21 protein-coding genes are annotated in these 20,781 nt (G+C 33.0%); 16 read left to right on the forward strand and 5 right to left on the reverse strand.

The window, feature by feature from the left end:
• Position 1: 1 nt before the first annotated feature.
• Together BTO05_RS09550 and BTO05_RS09555 are read right to left on the reverse strand one after the other, a co-directional pair.
• Complete coding sequence (locus tag BTO05_RS09550; protein WP_087492448.1) at positions 2–754, reverse strand: SDR family NAD(P)-dependent oxidoreductase; 753 nt, start codon at positions 752–754, stop codon at positions 2–4.
• A gap of 17 nt (positions 755–771) precedes the next feature.
• Entirely contained in the window at positions 772–1,638 is an 867-nt protein-coding gene (locus tag BTO05_RS09555; protein ID WP_087492449.1) for an aldo/keto reductase family oxidoreductase, read from the reverse strand.
• Positions 1,639–1,831: 193 nt separating this feature from the next.
• Here BTO05_RS09555 and BTO05_RS09560 point away from each other — a divergent pair, with 193 nt between their 5' ends.
• From BTO05_RS09560 to BTO05_RS09615, 12 genes are all read left to right on the forward strand, one after another.
• Entirely contained in the window at positions 1,832–2,833 is a 1,002-nt protein-coding gene (locus BTO05_RS09560) for an AAA family ATPase (RefSeq protein ID WP_087492450.1), read from the forward strand.
• Positions 2,834–2,928: 95 nt separating this feature from the next.
• A complete protein-coding gene (locus BTO05_RS09565; RefSeq protein WP_087492451.1) occupies positions 2,929–3,795 on the forward strand; it encodes a DUF58 domain-containing protein in 867 nt (288 codons plus the stop codon).
• Positions 3,796–5,493, forward strand: a complete 1,698-nt coding sequence (locus BTO05_RS09570) for a hypothetical protein (RefSeq protein ID WP_087492452.1) — start codon at positions 3,796–3,798, stop codon at positions 5,491–5,493.
• Positions 5,493–6,497 carry a vWA domain-containing protein gene (locus BTO05_RS09575; RefSeq protein ID WP_087492453.1) on the forward strand — a complete coding sequence of 335 codons (1,005 nt, stop codon included), beginning with the start codon at positions 5,493–5,495 and terminating at the stop codon, positions 6,495–6,497. Before BTO05_RS09570 ends, BTO05_RS09575 begins: the two co-directional genes overlap by 1 nt.
• A complete protein-coding gene (locus tag BTO05_RS09580; RefSeq protein ID WP_087492454.1) occupies positions 6,490–7,527 on the forward strand; it encodes a VWA domain-containing protein in 1,038 nt (345 codons plus the stop codon). Before BTO05_RS09575 ends, BTO05_RS09580 begins: the two co-directional genes overlap by 8 nt.
• Positions 7,528–7,574: 47 nt before the next feature.
• Positions 7,575–8,432 carry a hypothetical protein gene (locus tag BTO05_RS09585; protein ID WP_087493329.1) on the forward strand — a complete coding sequence of 286 codons (858 nt, stop codon included), beginning with the start codon at positions 7,575–7,577 and terminating at the stop codon, positions 8,430–8,432.
• 15 nt (positions 8,433–8,447) lie between these two features.
• Positions 8,448–10,223, forward strand: coding sequence for a BatD family protein (locus BTO05_RS09590; RefSeq protein WP_087492455.1), 1,776 nt, complete (start codon positions 8,448–8,450; stop codon positions 10,221–10,223).
• Between the two features lies 1 nt (position 10,224).
• Entirely contained in the window at positions 10,225–10,983 is a 759-nt protein-coding gene (locus BTO05_RS09595; protein ID WP_087492456.1) for a tetratricopeptide repeat protein, read from the forward strand.
• A 24-nt stretch (positions 10,984–11,007) separates the two neighbouring features.
• On the forward strand, positions 11,008–11,325 hold the full coding sequence (locus BTO05_RS09600; RefSeq protein WP_232459727.1) for a hypothetical protein: 318 nt from the start codon (positions 11,008–11,010) through the stop codon (positions 11,323–11,325).
• An 89-nt stretch (positions 11,326–11,414) separates the two neighbouring features.
• Positions 11,415–12,995: a SulP family inorganic anion transporter gene (locus BTO05_RS09605; RefSeq protein WP_087492457.1), complete on the forward strand. Its 1,581-nt coding sequence runs from the start codon at positions 11,415–11,417 to the stop codon at positions 12,993–12,995.
• Between the two features lie 20 nt (positions 12,996–13,015).
• Positions 13,016–13,645: a carbonic anhydrase family protein gene (locus tag BTO05_RS09610; RefSeq protein WP_087492458.1), complete on the forward strand. Its 630-nt coding sequence runs from the start codon at positions 13,016–13,018 to the stop codon at positions 13,643–13,645.
• 65 nt (positions 13,646–13,710) lie between these two features.
• Positions 13,711–15,366, forward strand: a complete 1,656-nt coding sequence (locus BTO05_RS09615) for a SulP family inorganic anion transporter (RefSeq protein WP_087492459.1) — start codon at positions 13,711–13,713, stop codon at positions 15,364–15,366.
• 32 nt (positions 15,367–15,398) lie between these two features.
• Here BTO05_RS09615 and BTO05_RS09620 read toward each other — a convergent pair whose 3' ends face one another.
• Positions 15,399–15,917, reverse strand: coding sequence for a CvpA family protein (locus tag BTO05_RS09620; RefSeq protein ID WP_087492460.1), 519 nt, complete (start codon positions 15,915–15,917; stop codon positions 15,399–15,401).
• 204 nt (positions 15,918–16,121) lie between these two features.
• Between BTO05_RS09620 and BTO05_RS09625 the strand changes: the two genes are divergently transcribed.
• The 3 genes from BTO05_RS09625 to BTO05_RS09635 are packed head-to-tail and all read left to right on the forward strand — an operon-like array spanning position 16,122 to position 17,932.
• Positions 16,122–16,478 carry a hypothetical protein gene (locus BTO05_RS09625; protein WP_087492461.1) on the forward strand — a complete coding sequence of 119 codons (357 nt, stop codon included), beginning with the start codon at positions 16,122–16,124 and terminating at the stop codon, positions 16,476–16,478.
• Positions 16,479–16,513: 35 nt separating this feature from the next.
• Positions 16,514–17,533: a phenylalanine--tRNA ligase subunit alpha gene (gene pheS, locus BTO05_RS09630; protein WP_087492462.1), complete on the forward strand. Its 1,020-nt coding sequence runs from the start codon at positions 16,514–16,516 to the stop codon at positions 17,531–17,533.
• Between the two features lie 3 nt (positions 17,534–17,536).
• Complete coding sequence (locus BTO05_RS09635) at positions 17,537–17,932, forward strand: hypothetical protein (RefSeq protein WP_087492463.1); 396 nt, start codon at positions 17,537–17,539, stop codon at positions 17,930–17,932.
• A 156-nt stretch (positions 17,933–18,088) separates the two neighbouring features.
• Here the strand turns inward: BTO05_RS09635 and BTO05_RS09640 are convergent, their stop codons facing one another.
• Complete coding sequence (locus BTO05_RS09640) at positions 18,089–19,090, reverse strand: NAD(P)H-dependent glycerol-3-phosphate dehydrogenase (RefSeq protein WP_087492464.1); 1,002 nt, start codon at positions 19,088–19,090, stop codon at positions 18,089–18,091.
• 130 nt (positions 19,091–19,220) lie between these two features.
• On the opposite strand from BTO05_RS09640, the gene BTO05_RS09645 reads away from it, so the two are divergent.
• Positions 19,221–20,168 carry a nicotinic acid mononucleotide adenyltransferase gene (locus tag BTO05_RS09645; protein ID WP_087493331.1) on the forward strand — a complete coding sequence of 316 codons (948 nt, stop codon included), beginning with the start codon at positions 19,221–19,223 and terminating at the stop codon, positions 20,166–20,168.
• A 135-nt stretch (positions 20,169–20,303) separates the two neighbouring features.
• Here the strand turns inward: BTO05_RS09645 and BTO05_RS09650 are convergent, their stop codons facing one another.
• Positions 20,304–20,765 carry a hypothetical protein gene (locus tag BTO05_RS09650; protein WP_087492465.1) on the reverse strand — a complete coding sequence of 154 codons (462 nt, stop codon included), beginning with the start codon at positions 20,763–20,765 and terminating at the stop codon, positions 20,304–20,306.
• Positions 20,766–20,781: the final 16 nt, after the last annotated feature.

A 20,781-nucleotide genomic window follows, 5' to 3' on the forward strand; every position in this document is an offset into this window, starting at 1 on the left:
TTTAGATTTCTTTCTTAACTATAGTAGAACTCGCTTGTGCTGTACAAAACATTAAAACATCAGCAATATTAACATAGGCAGGTCTACTAATTGCAAAGTGTATGACTTCGGCAACGTCTTCTGCTTGCAATGCTTTATAACCTTTATAAGTGTCATTTGCATTTGAAGCACCTTTATATCTGACTTCAGAAAACTCAGTTTCTACTAAACCAGGATTTACAGCACTCACTTTTATACCATAAGGATTTAAGTCGATACGCATGCCTTCAGTTATTGCTAAGACTGCGTGTTTACTAGCGCAATAAACATTCCCTTTTGGATAAACTTCTTTTCCTGCAGATGACCCAATATTAATAATATGTCCAGATTGGCGTTTAGTCATTCCTGGGATAATGGCTTTGCTTACATAAAGCAGACCTTTGACATTAATATCCATCATAGCATCCCAATCGTCGGTATTACCTGTTTCTATAGGGTCAAGACCATGAGCATTCCCTGCATTATTTATTAAAATATCAATATTTTTAAAGGTATCTGGAAGCGAGGCAATGGCTTCAAACGTTTTGTTTTTATCGCGGACATCAAAATTTAAAGTATGTACATCGGTTTCTCGTGACAATGCTTCTTGAACAATGTCTAAACGCTTTTGTCGCCTACCACAAAGGATTAAATTGATGCCATGTTTAGCAAACTCATGTGCTGTTGCTCTGCCTATTCCGCTTGTTGCTCCAGTTATTAATGCTGTTTTTCTCATATTATTTTTTGAATTTATTATGGCACTTTGTGTCCTTGTGCTGCTACCAAAATCAAGAACCAATCTTCGAGTTCTAAATTTATTTTAGTAGCTTCCATAGCTTGTTTTAATCTTGTTTTGTTTGTAGTACCAACAACAGGTTTAATTCCAGAAGGATGTTTTAATAACCATGCTAACAAAAGTTGATCTTCAGTAGCATTATATTTCTCCATCAGATTGCCCAATTGTTTATGTATTCGTCTAGTTTGTTCAGTATCGTCTTTAAATACTGAGCCTAAAGGCGACCATGCCATTGGTGCTATACCATTACTTAACATGTAGTCTAATGTACCATCATGCATCGCTTGATGGGCTGTTAATGAAAATTCAATTTGGTTGACATCAATATCCATTCTTAGTCCTATCATATCCATTTGCGACGACGTAAAATTTGAAACACCAAAGTCTCTGATTTTTCCTTGTTTTTTGAGTTTAGAAATAGCTTCAGCAATTTCATTAGGCTGCATTAACGGGCTTGGACGATGTAGTAAAAGCATATCTAAATACTCAGTTTGAAGATGTTTTAAAGATTCTTCAACGGACCAAATGATGTATTCTTTACTGTAATCGTAATGCTTAACTTTATTAGAGCGATTATCACTCATGTACTGGATGCCGCATTTAGAAATCAGCTGGATATCTTCACGTTTTATTTCAGATTTTGTAAATGCTTTTCCAAACTCTGCTTCGGTAGTGTAGCCACCGTATATATCTGCATGGTCAAAGGTGGTTATGCCATTAGATATACAATGTTGCATAATAGCGGTCATCTCCTTAGTTGATAGTTGTTTTCCCCAAACACCCCAAGTCATTGTTCCACTAATTATTTTTGAATATTTTGTCATGTTTATACTGAATTAATAGCCTTGTAAAAATATCTAAATTTAATGGATTTGTGAGCTTAAGATTTAGGTTAACACTAATTATCAAAAACATGGGTATTTTTAACCAATCGTTAACAGCATAGGTAGAATAATTTTAACAATTTGCGAAACTGATATCTAGATATAGATAAAACGGTTGAAAAACTTTTAAAATATGGAAGAAACGAATACAATTGATATAAAATCAATTAATGAAAAGATAGAAAAAGAGAGTGCATTTGTAGACTTATTAACCTTAGAAATGAACAAGGTCATCGTCGGACAAAAACACATGGTAGAACGATTGCTAATTGGACTTTTAGGTCAAGGCCATATTTTATTAGAAGGTGTGCCAGGTTTAGCAAAGACATTAGCCATTAATACACTGTCAAAAGCAGTTGACGGAAGTTTTAGTCGTATTCAGTTTACACCAGATTTATTACCTGCAGATGTAGTTGGGACACTAATTTACAATATGAAAGAGAATGATTTCTCTATAAAAAAAGGACCAATATTTGCAAATTTTGTCTTAGCAGATGAGATAAATAGAGCACCTGCAAAAGTGCAATCAGCATTGTTAGAAGCTATGCAAGAAAAGCAGGTGACTATTGGTGACGAAACCTTTGTTTTAGATAAACCATTTTTAGTAATGGCAACGATGAATCCGGTGGAACAAGAAGGAACATATCCTTTACCTGAAGCCCAAGTTGACCGATTTATGTTAAAAACGGTAATTGATTATCCGAAACAAGCAGAAGAGCAATTGATTATGCGTGCCAATTTAAAAGGTACTTGGGATAAAGTTAATCCTGTGGTTTCTGTAGAACAAATACTTAAAGCTCAGAGTTCAGTTAGAGAAGTATATATGGATGAAAAAATCGAAAAATATATTTTAGATATAATTTTTGCGACGCGATACCCAGAAAATTACAATCTTCTTGATTTAAAAGGGCTTATTTCTTTTGGAGCATCGCCTAGAGGAAGTATTAACCTAGCTACAGCAGCAAAATGTTATGCCTTCATCAGACGTCGTGGATATGTAATCCCTGAAGACGTTAGAGCTGTAGTTCACGATGTTCTTAGACACAGAATAGGAATTACTTATGAAGCAGAGGCAGAAAATATAACTTCTGAAGATATCATTAACAAAATTGTAAATGTTATTGAAGTACCATAGTGTTATTATTCCTGTATAAGTAGGAATCTCATTATCAATTTTCATAAATAAAATTTGAAAGATTTCGTATCAATTACGAAATGACATAACCAAAAATGGATACTAAAGAACTTCTTAAAAAAGTACGCAAAATAGAGATTAAGACACGTAGATTGTCTGATCATATTTTTGGTGGCGAATATCATTCGACTTTCAAAGGCCGTGGTATGACTTTTTCGGAGGTACGCCAATATCAATTTGGAGATGATGTGCGTAATATTGATTGGAATGTTACCGCACGAACAAACGAACCTCATGTTAAGGTTTTTGAAGAAGAACGAGAGCTTACCATGATGCTAATGGCAGATGTTTCAGGAAGTAAATTATTCGGAACTCAAAACCAATTTAAAGATGAAATTGTTACAGAAATTGCAGCAACTTTAGCGTTTTCTGCTACTCAAAATAACGACAAAATTGGATTGATTTTATTCTCTGACGAAATCGAACTGTTTATTCCTCCTAAAAAAGGACGCTCTCATGTTTTAAGAATTATTCGTGAGTTATTAGAATTCAAACCAAAAAGTAAAAAAACAAATATCTCAGAAGCGCTGAAATTTTTGTCTAATGTCATGAAAAAGAAAGCTATTGTTTTTATGCTTTCGGATTTTGTGGCCGACGATTACAGACAAACACTTAAAATAGCAGCTGGTAAACATGATATTACTGGTATTCGTGTTTTTGACAGATATGAAGCCGAAATTCCAAATATCGGAATGGTGCAAATGCAAGATGAAGAAACTGGAGAGTCATTATTAGTCAATACAGCATCAAAAAAAGTACGAACTGACTATAGTAAATTTTACAATGAAAAAGTAGAGTATTACAAGGATGCGTTTACCAAATCTGGAGCAGGAACTATAAACTGCCGAGTTGATGAGAGTTATGTCAAAAAACTATTAGGTTATTTTAAAAGAAGAGGATAAATGAGTTACGAATTACGAATTATGAATATGACAACCTCGAGCATGAAATTTCAAGCTACGAGACTTCTTTCTGTTTTCTTTATTCTTTATTCTATTCTCTCTTTCGGTCAAGTTTCGACCGAAGTTGATACCACAAGTATTAGAATAGGAGAACAGATTTCTTATAAAATCAAAGTCGAAACAGATTCAACTAATTTGGTGGTTTTTCCAGAAGGACAAACTTTTTTACCATTAGAAGTTGTTGAAGCCTCAAAGATTGACACTACAAAAAAGGCCTCTAAATTTCAGTTATTACGTGAATATAAGATAACTCAGTTCGATTCGGGTTCTTACTATATACCAAAACAAAAAATAATTATAGGAGATAATCCTTTTTTTACAGATTCTCTAAAAGTAGAAGTCAATACTATAGAGATTGATACTACGAAACAAGGACTTTACGATATTAAACCAATAATTGAAGTCGAAAAAAGTAGTAGTAAGTGGTGGCTGTACATTTTGATTGCTATTGCTGTAATTGCACTAATTGGATTTTTATTATACTGGTTTATCTGGCGAAAAAAACCATTAACAGAAGAAGAAGAGATAGCACTCTTACCACCATACGATCGGGCCAAGTTGGCAATATCTAAATTAGATGAGCAACGTTATTTAGAGCGTGAAGATTTTAAAGGATTCTATTCAGAATTAACCTTTATCATTCGTAAATTTTTAGATGAAAAAGTCTATAATCGCTCACTAGAGAGTACTACAGATGAGTTGGTAGAACGTCTTCAGCTTTTAAAAGATGGTAATCAATTTCCATTTAATAAAGAAACCATTACTAATATTGAAACTATTTTTAAGCGTGCCGATTTAGTAAAATTTGCTAAATCAAAGCCAGATATTGCTTTAGCAGAATTAGATAAGCGAACCATAGCAAAGGAGCTTGATGCTGTGAAACTAACGCTGCCAGAACCTAATGAAGAGGAGAAGTTATTAAAGCAACAATATAAAGAAGAACAAGAGCGTAAAGAAAAGCGAAAGAAAATAATTCTGACTACTGCAATTTCTTTATTCTTAATCATAGCAACATTTATTGGCTTTGGTGCTACATATGGTTTTGGATATGTAAAGGACAAATTATTAGGGCATAGTAGTATTGAGCTTTTAGAAGGTGAATGGGTAAAAAGTGCTTATGGATTCCCACCAATATATATAGAAACACCAAGGGTTTTAAAACGCCAAGAAGTTGAACTTCCGCCAGAAATGAAGGATAAAGCAAAAATTAGTGTTTTTGCATATGGTAGCTTAATCGATGATTTTAATATTGTAACAGGAACAACTTTATTAGGGACAAGAGAAGAACAAGACGGCGAAAAACAGAAGGCATTAAACATCACTAAGGTCATTGAAGGTAATTTACAAACATGGGAAGCTAAAGGTGTTAAGGACATTATTACTAAAAACGAAGAGTTTAAAACACCAAATGATGCGCAAGGCCTAAAAACCTTTGGTTCTGCAAAATTTCCAGGTTTAAAAGAAGGTGATTTTTATGAAGGAGAATATATGTTGTTAAGTTTTACTACTGAACAAATCATACAACAAGTAACTTTAGTTTGGCGAGCTGATGACCCATATGCGAATGATATCGTCCAAAGAATTGTCGATTCTGTAGAACTCAATGAAAACGTAAAACGAGAAGAAGAAACCAAATAATGTTAGAAAGTATCGAATTTTTAAATAAAGAGTTTTTCTGGCTGCTATTGCTTTTGCCAATAGCATTGATTTGGTATGTTTTTAAATCAAAGCGACAGACTGCAGAGTTAAAAATATCTTCAATCCAAGGATTTAAGACTTCAGGCTCGTTTTGGAGTAAATTCAAACATTTACTTTTTGCATTACGATTAATTGCTCTAGCACTATTAATCACAGCATTGGCTAGACCACGAACAGTAGATGTTTCGACAAAAACAAAAACAACTCGCGGTATTGATATTGTTATGGCAATTGATGTTTCTGCAAGTATGTTGGCAAAAGATTTAAAACCCGACCGATTAGAAGCTTTAAAAAAAGTGGCTGCAGATTTTATTAACGGAAGACCAAATGACCGAATTGGGTTAGTAGAATATGCTGGTGAAGCTTTTACTAAAACCCCAATCACAAGTGATAAAAATATTGTGTTACGTTCCTTAAGAGATATAAGATATAATACAATTATCCAGCAAGGAACAGCAATTGGTATGGGTTTAGCAACATCTGTAAACAGACTAAAAGATAGTAAGGCAAAAAGTAAAGTTATTATCCTGTTGACTGATGGTGTTAACAACGGCGGTTTTATTGACCCAAAAACAGCTAGCGAATTAGCTGTAGAGTACGGAATTAAAACCTATACAATTGGATTAGGTACAAATGGTATGGCGTTATCGCCAATTGGTATCAGAGCGGACAATACATTCCAGTATGGGAGAGCACAAGTTGAGATTGACGAAAAGCTATTAAAAGAAATTGCTGATGCTACTGGAGGAAAATATTTCAGAGCAACCAATAATAGAAAATTAGCAGAAATCTATGCCGAAATTAATAAGCTAGAAACAACAGAAGTCGAAGAGAAAAAATATTATAATTACGAAGAAAAATATAGACCATTAGTGCTAATAGCTATATTTTTAATAGTGATAGAATGGTTATTGAAACATACAATTTTTAGAAGCTTTGTTTAGATTAGACGAAAAGATATGGTTTTGGACTTTGCTGGTAATTCCGGTAATTGTTTTGTTGTTTATACTTGTACAAGTATGGAAGAAATCCGCACAGAAAAAGTTTGCTAATTCAACCTTGTTAAAACGTTTAAGCCCAAACCAATCATTATTTAAAAGTGTTTTAAAGTTGATTGTACTTAGTGCTGCTTTTTTGTTTTTGTCATTAGCATTGGTGAATCCAAAGATTGGTACAAAACTAGAAACAGTTCGTAGTCAAGGTGTAGATATAGTTTTTGCTGTTGATGTTTCAAAAAGTATGTTGGCAGAAGATATAGCACCAAATCGTATCGAAAAATCCAAGCAACTAGTAACTCAAATCATTAATAGCTTAGGTAGTGACCGTGTTGGGATAATCGCTTATGCTGGTAAGGCATTCCCGCAGTTGCCAATTACAACTGATTATGCAGCTTCAAAGATGTTTTTACAAAACATGAACACAGACATGATGACATCTCAAGGTACTGCTATACGTGAGGCTATTGAACTTGCAAAAACCTATTATGATGATGAGGAACAAACTAATCGTATTCTAGTTATTATTTCGGATGGTGAAGACCATGAAGGAGATGCTGCAAGTATTGCCGAAGAGGCTAATGAGCAAGGTATCCGAATATTTACTATAGGAGTTGGAAACAAAAAAGGTGGTCCAATTCCAATAAAAAGAAATGGAATTATTCTTAATTATAAAAAAGACAGAAATGGCGAAACTGTCATTACAAAGCTTAACGAAGACACACTCAAAGAGATAGCTGAAGAAGCTAATGGCGTTTATATAAATGGGTCAAGTACAAACGAAGTTGTAGAAACAATTAAAGATTTATTAGATAAAATGGATAAAAAAGAATTTGAATCTAAACAGATTGCAGATTTTAAAGACCAGTTTCAGTGGTTTTTAGGGTTTGGGATTCTATTTTTATTTATAGATATCTTTTTATTAGAACGAAAAACAGAGTGGCTAAAAAAACTCAATTTATTCAATGAGAATTTTTAGTACTATTTTAACGCCTTCACTAAGCGAGCTTTATTAAATTAGAGATGATGAAAAGGACATATAATATAAAAGCATACAGTATAATTCTAGCATTACTAGTTTCAGTTTTTGGATTTTCTCAAGATTTTGAAAAAGAAAGAAAAAAGTCAGAGCGTAAAGCCAAGGATTTAGTTTACGAAGCTAATTCGTTACTAGAAAAAGAAGATTTTATAGCTGCAGAAATGGAATACCGTAAAGCGATTTCTACTCAAGAACGTAATGTTGCAGGTGCTTACAATTTGGCACATTCATACTATAAGAAAGGTAATTTTGGTGAGGCATTATTCAGAAATCAAGAAGCTGCAAATAATGCTAAAACTAAAGAAGAAAAACATAGAGCATTTCATAATATTGGAAATATTTTAATGCAAAACAAAAAATGTAAAGAAGCTGTCGAGGCCTTTAAAAACGCGTTGCGAAATAATCCCAACGACGAAGAAACACGTTATAATTTTGCTTTAGCAAAAGATTGTGCAGAACAGCAGGACCAAGATGGTGGTGGTGATGACGAAAAGAAAGACGATAAAAAGGATGACCAAAAAGACGAAGATAAGGATAAAAAAGACCAAGAAAAAAAGGAAGACGAAAAGGAAAAAGATAAAAAAGAAGAAGACGGCGATAAGGACAAGAAAAAAGGTGATGACGAGGAAGATAAAGATGGTAAAGAAAAAGATGAAAAGAAGGACGATGGAAAAGGCGATAAAGAAAAACCTCAACAAAAACCAAAACCTCAACCAGGAAAAATGTCACCTCAACAAATAAAAAATATTCTTGAGGCTATGAATAATCAAGAGCAAAAGGTTCAAGAAAAAATCAATGCCAAAAAGCAAAAAGGAGCTAAAGTTAGAACAGAAAAAGATTGGTAATTGCAGTTGGCTAAAATGAAATTCACTAAAAACATATTACTATTATTATTTGTATTTGCTTCTAGCTTAGCGATGGCTCAGGTGAAATTTGAAGCCAAAGTCAGCAAAAAGAAGTTAGGAGCTAATGAACGTCTCAGAATAGATTTTGAAATGAATCAAGATGGAGACAACTTTGTACCACCTAGTTTTGACGGTTTTACTGTTGTTGGTGGTCCAAACACTTCTGTTAGTAATTATTGGTCCAACGGAAAACGTTCCTTCACAAAAACCTACAGCTATTTTTTATCACCTAAAAAACAAGGAAGCTTTACAATTAAGCAAGCTCAGATTGAGATTGATGGTCAAGTTTACAAAACATTTCCTGTTATTATAAAAGTCACAAAGGCGATAGAAAAACCTAAAGATCCAAACGACCCAGCTTACATTGCATCACAGAAAATCCATTTAGTTGCTGAGGTCTCAAAAACATCACCATATCTTAATGAAGCTATAACGGTGCTTTATAAATTATATGTAGCGCCAAATATTGCTGCAAATATATTGGGAGACAAGCAGACACCACAATACGAAGATTTTTGGAATCAAAATATAGAAGTTAGAGCATTTAGACCTCAAAATGCTCAGTTCAAAGGAGAGGATTATCGCTACGTCATTTTAAAGAAAGTGGTGCTTTATCCCCAAAAAACAGGAAAACTCAAATTAGAACCTTACGTTATTAATCTTAATATCGATGTCCCGACAAGTCGTTACGATATTTTTGGTAACCGAATTGTCAGAAAAGTACAACAGAGTATAGCCTCTAGTACAAGAATCGTAAACGTAAAACCACTACCAGAAGAAGGAAAACCTGCTGATTTTAAAGGAGCAGTTGGGGATTTTAATTTTAGCGTGACATCAACAAAATTAAGTTTAGATGCAGGGGAATCACTTGAAGCAAAAGTTAGAGTTTCTGGAAGAGGAAATCTAAAATTATTCGAATTACCTAAACTTACTGTACCAAGCTCTTTAGAGGTTTATGAACCAGAACATAAGGAAAACGTAAGAACAAATCTAGCAGGAATGCAAGGAGAAATCTCAGACTTTTATACCATTGTTCCTCAATACAAAGGTAAATACCCATTACCAGAAGTTTCGTTCTCTTATTTTGACCCTAAGTCAAAAACATACAAAAGACTCACTTCTGATGAGCTTGTCATTGACGTTGTTAATGGACCATCATCGGTTAATACCGATACAGCTTCAAATAATGTTACTAATACCAATAAGCAAGCAGTCACTACAAATTCTAATACGTTTTCATTTATTAAAACAAATGCAGCTTGGGTATCAAAAAGTGAAAAGCCTTTTTTTAAATCAAACCTTTTTTGGACGCTACTTTTAGTGCCATTTTTGTTGATTCCACTTGCCATTTTTATAAGGCGAAATCAAGAAAAGCGTAATGCTGATATTGTTGGTAATAAACGAAGAAAAGCGGATCGCTTGGCTAAGAAGTATTTAAGTGATGCAAAAAAGGCCCTAGGAAAAAAAGAAGCATTTTATATTGCTTTAGAAAAAGCATTTCATAATTATTTAAAAGCAAAATTACATATAGAAACTAGTGATTTTAATAAAGAAAAAATTAAGAGCTTATTAAGTGAACGTAATGTGGAGTCATCAGTGGTTTCGGAATTCATTTCTATTTTAGAGAATTGTGAATTAGCTAGATATACTCCAATTACTCAGGTAACAATGCAGAATGATTATGACAAATCGGTCACAACAATTGGAGCCATAGATAAACAAATAAGATAGTATGAAGGTATTTTTAATTCTATTATTTACTTGTTTTAGTATTTATTCAAATGCTCAGAACGATGACCTTTTTAAAGAAGGAAATACGCTATACAATCAAGGAAAATATTCTGAAGCTATAGATAAATATGAAACCATATTAGACTCAAATGAGCACTCGGCGGAACTATATTTCAATTTAGCCAATTCGCATTATAAACTTAACAATATTGCACCTAGTGTATATTATTTTGAAAAAGCAAAGCAATTAAACCCTAATGACAAGGATATAGAAAACAATCTTGCATTTGCACAAAATATGACTGTTGATGCTATAGATAAGGTGCCCGAAGTAGGATTTTCAAGAATATTTAAAAACTTAGTAAATACGTTTTCATCTAGCATGTGGGCAAAAATTGCTATCTCTGGTGTTTTAGTATTTGTGATTTTATTTTTGTTATATCATTTTACATCTGCAACATCACAAAAGCGTATTGCTTTTGTGATAAGCATTTTAGGACTTTTGATTGCATTATTCTCTTTAGGTATTGCTTTTCAAAAAAACAGTCTGGAAAAGAAGAATAATCCCGCAATTGTATTTGCACAAGAAACTAGAGTTAAAGCAGACCCTAATAAGACTAGCGAAGAAGTTTTTAGACTCCATGAAGGAACCAAAGTACAGGTTTTAGAAAGCTATGAAGATTGGTATAAAATAGAGATAGCCGATAAAACAACAGGTTGGATAATTTCTGAAGACATAAAACTGTTAAAGTTTTTTTAAAAAAAAATTAACAAATTAAGATTTATGAAATTGTATATTCGAGTCTTTATGGGAATCAACCGACTTCAAAAAACTGCAACTTTTTTCGCATTACTATTTGTGATAATAGTATCTGCACCGACTGTAATTATGTCGATAGATGATAGTATTGATGTGACTTTGTTTTATGGAGAAAATGAAGAGGAGGAAAAAGAAAATTTAAAACTTCTTTTTGATGTTATTTCTTTAGATTCGGAAAGCCAAGATATTAGTAAGACTACAACAGATAGTGATGTATATACATTTAAAAAATACTCCAAACCAAATCTGAATTTGATTTTTCCACCTCCGGATTATATTTAGATTGCAAAAAACTTACCAACTAAGAACCATAACGTTCACATTTTTAATTAAGCTTTAGGGTTATAACTAAAGCATATCATCTTTATTATATGTTTAAAACATTAAAAAATGACATACCAGCGAGTATTGTCGTATTCTTTGTAGCATTACCTTTATGTTTAGGTATTGCATTAGCTAGTGGAGCACCACTGTTTTCAGGATTAATTGCAGGTATCGTTGGTGGTATTGTAGTAGGTTCTTTAAGTGGTTCTAAAATCGGTGTTAGTGGTCCCGCAGCTGGTTTAGCAGCAATAGTATTAACTGCAATTGGCACTTTGGGAGGTTATGAAAACTTTTTAGTCGCTGTTGTATTAGGCGGGATTATTCAACTTTTGTTTGGTGTTTTAAAAGCCGGAATTATTGGTTACTACTTTCCTTCGTCTGTAATTAAAGGTATGCTAACAGGCATAGGAATCATTATTATCCTAAAGCAAATCCCGCATTTTTTCGGATATGATTCAGATCCAGAAGGTGATTTTGCATTTTTTCAAGTAGATGGTCAAAATACTTTTTTAGAAATCATTAATACGATTAATCATATTCAACCTGGTTCTGCTTTAATAGGTCTTGTCGCATTAGCAATATTATTGCTTTGGAGCAATGTGTTGTCTAAAAAGGGAAAAATTTTCGAGATAGTGCAAGGACCTTTAGTTGCTGTAGTCATAGGTATTGTTTTTTATGTTCTAACACAATCTAATGAAACACTAAGTATAGAAGCCTCACATCTTGTAAGTGTACCAGTACCTGATGGTTTTGATTCTTTTATAGGTCAATTTAGCTTTCCTAATTTTTCTGCAATCACAAATCCTGAAATATGGATAGTAGCATTTACAATTGCTTTAGTAGCTAGTTTAGAGACATTATTGTGCGTTGAGGCTACAGATAAGTTAGATCCTCATAAGAATGTAACTCCTACTAATCGCGAACTTTTAGCACAAGGAACAGGAAATATTCTATCAGGTTTAATAGGGGGTTTACCAATAACACAAGTAATAGTTCGAAGTTCCGCAAACATTCAATCTGGAGGTCGCAGTAAAGCTTCTGCAATTATTCATGGTTTTCTTTTATTAATATCTGTTATTCTTATTCCACGTTTGTTGAATATGATTCCGCTTTCTGTATTAGCGGCTATATTATTAATTGTCGGCTATAAATTAGCAAAGCCAGCATTATTCAAAAAAATGTATGATTTAGGTTGGAAACAATTTATACCATTTGTAGTAACCGTTGGTGGTATTGTATTTACAGATTTACTTAAGGGTATTGGATTAGGTTTGGCTGTTGGGATTATAATTATTTTAATAAAAAGCTATCAAAACTCTCATTTTTTACATAAAGAAGGTGAAGATGTTGATGATGGTAAAATAAAAATGACATTAGCAGAGGAAGTTACTTTTTTCAATAAAGGTGCTATTTTAAAAGAATTAGACCGATTACCCGAAAATTCATATTTAGAATTAGATGTTAGAGAAACACGTTATTTGGATAATGATATTATAGAAATTTTAGATGATTTTGCTTTTAAAGCAAAAGAAAGAAATATAACAATAAAGCTAGTTTCGGAAAGAGGCATAGTTGAAAACCCTGAGAGTTTTATTGAGTTTTTTAAACTTGAGAAAATATCACAATAATCCTTTAAATATAATTACTGATGAAAAATATAGCAATAACAAAAGATGTACAAAGTGCATTAACACCAGATAGTGTTTTACAAGATTTATTAGACGGAAACAATAGATTTGTCAATAGCAATTCTCAAGCTACTGATAACAAAGCTTTAGTAAGTCAGACCACAGGCGGACAATACCCAAAAGCAGTTGTTTTGTCTTGTATCGATTCTCGTGTACCAGTCGAAACAGTTTTAGACCAAGCAATTGGAGATATCTTTGTGGCTCGGGTAGCGGGCAATTTTGAAAACGTAGATATTTTAGGAAGTTTAGAATACTCATGCAACGTTGCAGGCAGTAAGTTAATCTTAGTCTTGGGTCACGAAAGCTGTGGTGCAGTAAAAGCAGCTTGTGATGGTGTAGAGTTGGGTAACATTACAGAAATGTTAAGTAAGATTATGCCAGCTGTAAGAAAATCTGCTGTTGAGGTTGAAGGTGAAGCTAATTCTTCAAATAAAGCATTTGTTGCTAAAACAGTTGAAAATAATGTGAAATTAACTATTGAACGCATTAGAGAAAACAGTCAAATTTTAACTGAAATGGAAGATAATGGTGAAATTAAAATCGTTGGAGGCGTTTATAGTTTACATACAGGTAGAGTAGAATTAGTCTAAAACCAAAGTGTAAACACAAACTATTCTATTAGTGTGTTCTAAACCAGTATTTAAATCTTATTTCTATGCTTTCAAATTTTTTTGATTTTAAAAACCTTAAAGGAGATTTCACAGGTGGATTAGTTGCAGGAGTTGTGGCTTTACCATTGGCGTTAGCTTTTGGAGTTCAATCTGGAATGGGAGCAACTGCTGGATTGTATGGTGCAATTGCGGTAGGTATTTTTGCTGCAATGTTTGGTGGTACAGAGACTCAAGCGAGTGGACCTACTGGTCCTATGACTGTTGTTTCTGCGGCATTGGTAGCAGCAGCTATCGAAATTACAGGAAGTTTAGAAAATGCAATGAGTATTATTTTACTAAGTTTTCTACTTGGAGGACTTTTTCAAATAATTTTTGGATTTTTAAATATTGCTGGATACGTAAAATACTTTCCTTACCCTGTAGTATCAGGGTTTATGAGTGGTGTAGGTCTCATTATTGTAATTCTACAGTTATTTCCTTTTGCTGGATTAGACTCTGCAAAATCTACAACTGCCGTAGTTAAAGATTTCCCGAGATTATTTGCTGAATTTAATATATCAGCATTGCTTTTAGGCGCCATTACTATTGCCGTATATTTTGTATTTCCCAAAATAAATAAAGCCATTCCAAGTGCTTTAGTTGCTTTAATTGTAGCTACATTAATTGCTTATTTCTTTAAAATGGATGTACCCTTAATAGGTGAAATACCATCAGGACTACCTTCATTTCAACTAGGCGGTATTTTAGAAGTCGATTCTAGTGCTTGGGGAATTATTATTGAATATGCAATTGTTTTAGCTGTACTTGGGAGTATAGATTCCTTACTAACTTCAGTGATTGCTGATAATATGACCAAGACAAAGCACAATAGTAATCGAGAGCTTATTGGTCAAGGTATTGGTAATATGTTAGCAGCTGCTATTGGAGGAATTCCTGGTGCAGGAGCTACTAAAGGAACTGTTGTTAATATCAATGCAGGAGGTCGAACACGTCTGTCAGGTATACTTCATGGAATTTTTCTATTAACTGTTTTACTAGGATTAGGGCAATTAGCATCACTTATTCCACTATGTGTTTTAGCAGGACTATTAATCCCAATAGGATTTAAGATAATAGATTTTAAAGGTTTAAAGCATCTTCTTAAAGTCCCAAGAGCAGACGCCGTTGTTTTAATTTTAGTTTTAGCAATAACAACCTTTGGTAGTTTGATACAAGCTGTTGGAGTTGGTGTTGCGCTGGCGTGTCTTTTATTTATGAAAAAATCTGGAGATATTAGCGAGAAAGGTTTAGAGGTTGGTGCTGTTGCTGATATTGATGGTTCAAAACCATGGCAAGACGAAATTGAATTCTATGAAGATTACAAGAAAAAAGTTATTATTAAGCACTTATACGGCCCTTTATTCTTTGGTTTTACGTCTTATTTTAAAGATCAGATAAAAGCATTGCCAGATGAGGTAGAGGCAGTAATTATGAGAATGGACCGTGTCCCATACATAGATCAGTCAGGTTTATATACTTTAGAAGATGTTATATATGATTTGAGAGAACAGAATATTGAAGTTCTTTTAATTGGTCTTAAAGAGCAACCAAAAGATATGTTAGAAGCGGTAGATGTTATCCCAGATTTGGTACCTCTAGAAGATGTTTTCGAAAATATTGAAGATGGTTTTGTTTACCTAAAAAGTAAACTCAAAAAGTAATAATAGGGAAAGTCGCTGTAAAGCGACTTTTTTTATGCTTCCTCTTCAGGAGCTAATTCTAGTTCTTCTCCGCTTTTTATCAGTGTTGGGAAAATCATTGGAGCCAAAGATTTAACAGGTTTGTAAAGAATACTTTCCTCTAATTCTTCATCTTCCATAAAAGGTAATGTGTTATTTAACTTATTAAAAACAATAAGTAATACACTAAGAATTAAACCAATCTTTAAAGCGCCAAAGACACCACCCAATAATTTATTAAGCATACCAAGGGCAGCAAAATCAGCAAGTTTAGTTAATGCTTTTCCGGCTAGACTTATTGCCAACACGATGATAACAAAAGTTATAGCAAAAGCTACGATATTCATAGTCTTTTCATCCCAATCTACTTTTGGTTCTAATAAATCAGCAACAAAATAACTAAAGTGAATTGCGCCAAAAACACCTAAAACTAAAGCGCAAAGCGAAGCAATTTCTACAAAAAGACCTTTCATGGCACCTCTAATTAATCCAAATAATAAAAGGGCACCTAAAACAATATCAATGATACTCATAACACTAGCGGTTTAAAACAAAAGTACATGAATTTTTTAAGTTGAAAATTTTATAAAATCAACTGAATAAAATTCATGAACTAACAAAGTGGTTACTTCTATTAGATGAAATTTTGAAGGTTATATTCTGCAAAATTTCGTTCTTCTAGAAAAAATATAAATTAACTTTGTCAATTCTATAACGCAATTATAGATAAGTAAATTATGGCAAGAGACGAACAATTAAAAGAACGCTGGGATTTGGTGGTAGAAAAGCTTTCTACACAGTTTGCAGATGGCGATGCTTTAGACCTTGATTCTATTATATATCTTATAGGTGTTCAAGAGCTTGGTCAGATTCATCGTGATTACAAAAAAGATCACAAATTAGATCTCATGCACATTGCCATTTGTAAGCTTTTAGAACCTTATGGTTTTTATGAATTCGATTTTGTAGACGATGACGGTTGGCCACATTATAAAGTAAAGGCGCAATTGCCTCATCTAAAAGCTGGTGAGCAAAGCGTTTTAATGAAAGAAGCAATTGTCAACTATTTTGTAGAAACGGATTATATCGAATAAGATTTTTTAAATTTGCGGATTCAATTGATGGAAGTATGATAGATAAGTTAAAAGAACTCATTGCAGAAGCTGAAGCGTTCACTACGCAATCAAAAGACGAAGTAGAACAGTTTCGAATTAAGTATTTAGGGTCAAAAGGCCTTTTGAAAGAATATTTTGCGGAGTTTAAAAATGTAGCAAACGAGCAAAAGAAAGAGTTTGGACAAACCATAAATCAGTTAAAGAAAACAGCTGAGGACAAAGTAAATGCTCTTAAGGAAGTTCTCGAAAATCAAGAAGAAGACAATGGACTTTATGGAGATTTGTCTCGTCCAGGCGAGCCTATAGCACTTGGAGCGCGTCATCCAATATCGATTGTAAAAAATCAAATTATAGATATATTCTCTCGTATTGGTTTTAACGTAAGTGAAGGTCCAGAGATAGAAGACGATTGGCATAATTTTACAGCACTAAACTTGCCAGAATACCATCCAGCAAGAGATATGCAGGATACGTTTTTTGTACAAACAGATCCAGACATATTATTACGTACACATACAAGTTCTGTACAAGTGCGTTATATGGAAAATAACAAACCACCAATACGTACAATTTCTCCAGGTCGTGTGTATCGTAACGAAGCTATTTCGGCGCGTTCGCATTGTTTTTTTCACCAAGTAGAAGGTTTATATATCGACAAAGATGTAAGCTTTGCAGATTTAAAACAAACGCTACAATACTTTACAACGGAGATGTTTGGTAAGTCTAAAATCAGATTACGTCCATCGTATTTCCCATTTACTGAGCCAAGTGCCGAAGTAGATGTTTATTGGGGTTTAGAAACCGAAACTGACTACAAAATGACCAAAGGTACTGGTTGGTTAGAAATTATGGGTTGCGGAATGGTAGATCCAAATGTTTTAGACAATTGTGGTATTGATTCTAAAGAATACTCTGGTTTTGCCTTTGGTATGGGTATTGACCGTATAGCTTTATTATTACATCAAATAAGCGATATCCGTTTGCTAAGTGAAAACGATGTGCGTTTTTTAGAGCAGTTTAAGTCGGCATTATAGATTTTGAAAAAAGACATTCAAATACCAGAAGTAAATGATGTTTACGTAGCTGTTGTAAAAGAATACAACGAGACCTACAAAACTGAGGATTGGAATGCCTATATCATTAACGATAAAGATATCGATTTAGAAATGGTAATCATTGTGACGAATGGTTATAACGAGACTAAAATCACATCGACTTTCCGTAAAAAAATAGATATTCTTCCTAAAAAAAGTTATGCAAAAATTGAATTAATTCAAGAAGAATTATTTGTATTAAACAACCAGTTTAAAGTGTCTTTTTTTGAGGGAAACAAAATGTTTGATAAGACATATCTTTTCAGGAAAAATACAATTAATGTAAAAGCACTGCAGTCAATTCCTTTAATGGAAGCTAGAGGTGTTTTGGTGAAGTAAAAAAGCCCTTTTGTCCTACGGATATTTTCCCAGAGGGAAAAATTATAGCATCAAAAAACCAATCCTAGATTTTCGTTTTAAGTGAGTATCAATGATTTTTATATTGTACGATTCCACAAAGATTTCCTTCTCCTCTGGAGAAAATAGAAGAGACTATTAATCCAACTTATCCGTCAGTTTTTTGAAGACTTTCTTTGGGTTTTTATTCTCATATAAAATTGAATAAACAGCTTTTATTATAGGTAGATTGGTCTTCTTTTCATTATTCTGGTTTAGAATAAAAGCACTTTTTGTAGCATAGTAACCTTCAGCTACCATATTCATTTCCATTTGTGCAGACTTTACGGTGTAGCCTTTACCAATCATATTTCCAAACATTCTATTTCTAGAAAAAACGGAGTAGCCTGTCACTAACAAATCACCTAAATAAGCCGAGTTGTTAATGTTACGTTTCATCTTGTGCATTTTTTTTATAAAACGCTTCATTTCACGGATAGCATTACTCATCAATACACTTTGAAAATTATCGCCGTAACCTAAACCATGAGCAATTCCTGCAGCAATAGCGTAAATATTTTTAAGCATTACAGCATACTCGGTACCAATAATATCATCGCTAATTTTTGTTTTAATGTAATTGCTAGATAGTACATCGGCAATAGCTTGCGCTTTTGAGGCGTCTGCACATGATATTGTTAGATACGACAAACGCTCAAGAGCAACTTCTTCGGCATGACATGGTCCTGCGATAACACCAATATTTTCGAAAGAAATATTGTAATGATCATGAAAATGTTCACCTACTAAAAGTCCAGTTTCTGGTATGATGCCTTTTACAGCAGAAACCACAACCTTATTGCTAATGTCAACGGTTAGTTTTTGTAACTCGGTATGAATAAATGCAGATGGAATCACAAAAATCAGTACATCTGCCCAATCAGCAATTTCGTTAATATCATTACTAAGCTTTAGTTGTTCGGTATGAAACTCTACTGAGCTTAAATAATTAGGATTGTGTTGCTCTTTTAAAATATGTTCTTTGGTGTAAACACTTCTCATATACCAACCGATTTCGTCAAGATTTTCGCAAAGCATTTTTACGATTGCTGTTGCCCAGCTTCCTGAGCCAAATACGGCGTATTTTGTGGTTTTATCCATGTATTGAAATTAATCTTCTTAATTCAAAAGTACATAAAAAAAAAAGGCTTTCAAACCTAGGTCATATGTAGGTTTTTGAGTTTGGCACGTGTTTTGAAATTCTACTAATATAATTTTAAATATGTGGATTATGAAAACATTAAAACTACTTTTCGGATTTGTCCTAAGTGCAACACTACTAACATCATGTGTTGTAGATGAGGTAATTATTACAGATAATAATCCTCAGCCAATAACATTAAATCAATTGCTAAACTCGTATGAGTTATGGTACGTTGATGTTAACGCTACACAAGGTTTTGGCGAAGTGCCATTTATGCAAGTAGCATTTACATTATCGTTCAGAAACGGTACTTTATTTGCAAATAATAATTTGGTTGGTTTAGGAAGTCAAGGCAACGGATTTGGTATAGATGTAGGTACATATAATACCTTTAATATGCAATTAGATGTTGATCATGATTTAGATGGCTTTGATTCTTTTGATGTATTTCAAATAGATAATAATACGATTGAATTGTACAACCCATTCACAGATACATCATACTTTTTGGATGGTTACCAAAGATCTACGTTTGATTATGATTTTGTTTTCTATGATAACATTCATTATTTCTTACAAGAGTATGAAGCATGGGAAAAAACATTCACCAGTAATTTTGGAGCATTAAATGATTTTGATAACGAAAACTATTTACAGTTTTTAGCTGCTGGTAATGATTCAGAATTCCGTAGCTCACAAGATGCTAATATTAATAACCCAAATAATATTTTCTGGGATTTTACAGGAGTATATGGTGTTGGTAATATATCAGGAGATTTGTACGAAAAAACTTTAACACTTGATTATGACTTTTTCAGCAATGAATTCTTCAATCTTAGCGTTATAGATGATGGGACAATAGAATTGCTACACGCAGATTCTGGTACCGTATATGAATTTAAAGGTCGAGGTTATATAGAGTTCTTACGAACTGAAAATGCTCAAGGCCGAATGGTACAACAAGAGAATACTTTTAAGAAACGTAAACAAAAAATGGTTAAGAAAGATAACCCAAGAACAAATACACGAAGCTAAATTTTGGTTGGTTATTTAGTTTCAAAACGCTCAGTCGACATCTGTTGATTGGGCGTTTTATTTTCTATTAAATATAGAATTAATATGGAAGCGTAAATTAATCAATTCTAAGATGAGATAATTCGTCTCCTAAATCTAATCTTCTTTTTTATGTTGATTTGATTTTTGGACTAAATAGTTGAAGAAATCTTTGTCTCTTCCTTTTTCACTTGATACAGGAAAGTCTAATTCAAACTCCTTTGATTCAACGAATATATAACTGTCTTCATATAATGATTCATTATACATGACATCAAGATTAGTTATTTCACTGAATGGTATTATTGTTTTTGGATATTCCCATTCCTTATTATAAGCAACAAGATTCTTGTCAGTAACAAAGTATAATCCTTCTTTGATGTCATTAAATCCATCAGAATAAAAGTATTTTATTTTTTCATTAGAACTTAAAAGACCAAGAGTTTTAATTTCATCAATATATTTTTTTGGAACTTGACGACCAAGGTATATATATGTTTCTGGACCATCGCAACTTGTAAGTAGGATTATAGATAGAAGTAAAGATAAAAGCTGACTTTTTTCAAAATATTTTAACATGGTTGGAATTGATTAT

Origin of the sequence: Winogradskyella sp. PC-19 (assembly GCF_002163855.1) — a bacterium.
Taxonomy (GTDB): Bacteria; Bacteroidota; Bacteroidia; order Flavobacteriales; family Flavobacteriaceae; genus Winogradskyella.

Coding starts and splice junctions, on each gene's coding strand:
- BTO05_RS09620 (WP_087492460.1), bottom strand. CDS start 15,917: ATGAGTATCATTGATATTGTTTTAGGTGCCCTTTTATTATTTGGATTA.
- BTO05_RS09595 (WP_087492456.1), top strand. CDS start 10,225: ATGAAGGTATTTTTAATTCTATTATTTACTTGTTTTAGTATTTATTCA.
- BTO05_RS09650 (WP_087492465.1), bottom strand. CDS start 20,765: ATGTTAAAATATTTTGAAAAAAGTCAGCTTTTATCTTTACTTCTATCT.
- BTO05_RS09585 (WP_087493329.1), top strand. CDS start 7,575: ATGAAAAGGACATATAATATAAAAGCATACAGTATAATTCTAGCATTA.
- pheS (WP_087492462.1), top strand. CDS start 16,514: ATGATAGATAAGTTAAAAGAACTCATTGCAGAAGCTGAAGCGTTCACT.
- BTO05_RS09555 (WP_087492449.1), bottom strand. CDS start 1,638: ATGACAAAATATTCAAAAATAATTAGTGGAACAATGACTTGGGGTGTT.
- BTO05_RS09565 (WP_087492451.1), top strand. CDS start 2,929: ATGGATACTAAAGAACTTCTTAAAAAAGTACGCAAAATAGAGATTAAG.
- BTO05_RS09590 (WP_087492455.1), top strand. CDS start 8,448: ATGAAATTCACTAAAAACATATTACTATTATTATTTGTATTTGCTTCT.
- BTO05_RS09570 (WP_087492452.1), top strand. CDS start 3,796: ATGAGTTACGAATTACGAATTATGAATATGACAACCTCGAGCATGAAA.
- BTO05_RS09645 (WP_087493331.1), top strand. CDS start 19,221: ATGAAAACATTAAAACTACTTTTCGGATTTGTCCTAAGTGCAACACTA.
- BTO05_RS09610 (WP_087492458.1), top strand. CDS start 13,016: ATGAAAAATATAGCAATAACAAAAGATGTACAAAGTGCATTAACACCA.
- BTO05_RS09640 (WP_087492464.1), bottom strand. CDS start 19,090: ATGGATAAAACCACAAAATACGCCGTATTTGGCTCAGGAAGCTGGGCA.
- BTO05_RS09600 (WP_232459727.1), top strand. CDS start 11,008: ATGAAATTGTATATTCGAGTCTTTATGGGAATCAACCGACTTCAAAAA.
- BTO05_RS09625 (WP_087492461.1), top strand. CDS start 16,122: ATGGCAAGAGACGAACAATTAAAAGAACGCTGGGATTTGGTGGTAGAA.
- BTO05_RS09560 (WP_087492450.1), top strand. CDS start 1,832: ATGGAAGAAACGAATACAATTGATATAAAATCAATTAATGAAAAGATA.
- BTO05_RS09605 (WP_087492457.1), top strand. CDS start 11,415: ATGTTTAAAACATTAAAAAATGACATACCAGCGAGTATTGTCGTATTC.
- BTO05_RS09575 (WP_087492453.1), top strand. CDS start 5,493: ATGTTAGAAAGTATCGAATTTTTAAATAAAGAGTTTTTCTGGCTGCTA.
- BTO05_RS09615 (WP_087492459.1), top strand. CDS start 13,711: ATGCTTTCAAATTTTTTTGATTTTAAAAACCTTAAAGGAGATTTCACA.
- BTO05_RS09550 (WP_087492448.1), bottom strand. CDS start 754: ATGAGAAAAACAGCATTAATAACTGGAGCAACAAGCGGAATAGGCAGA.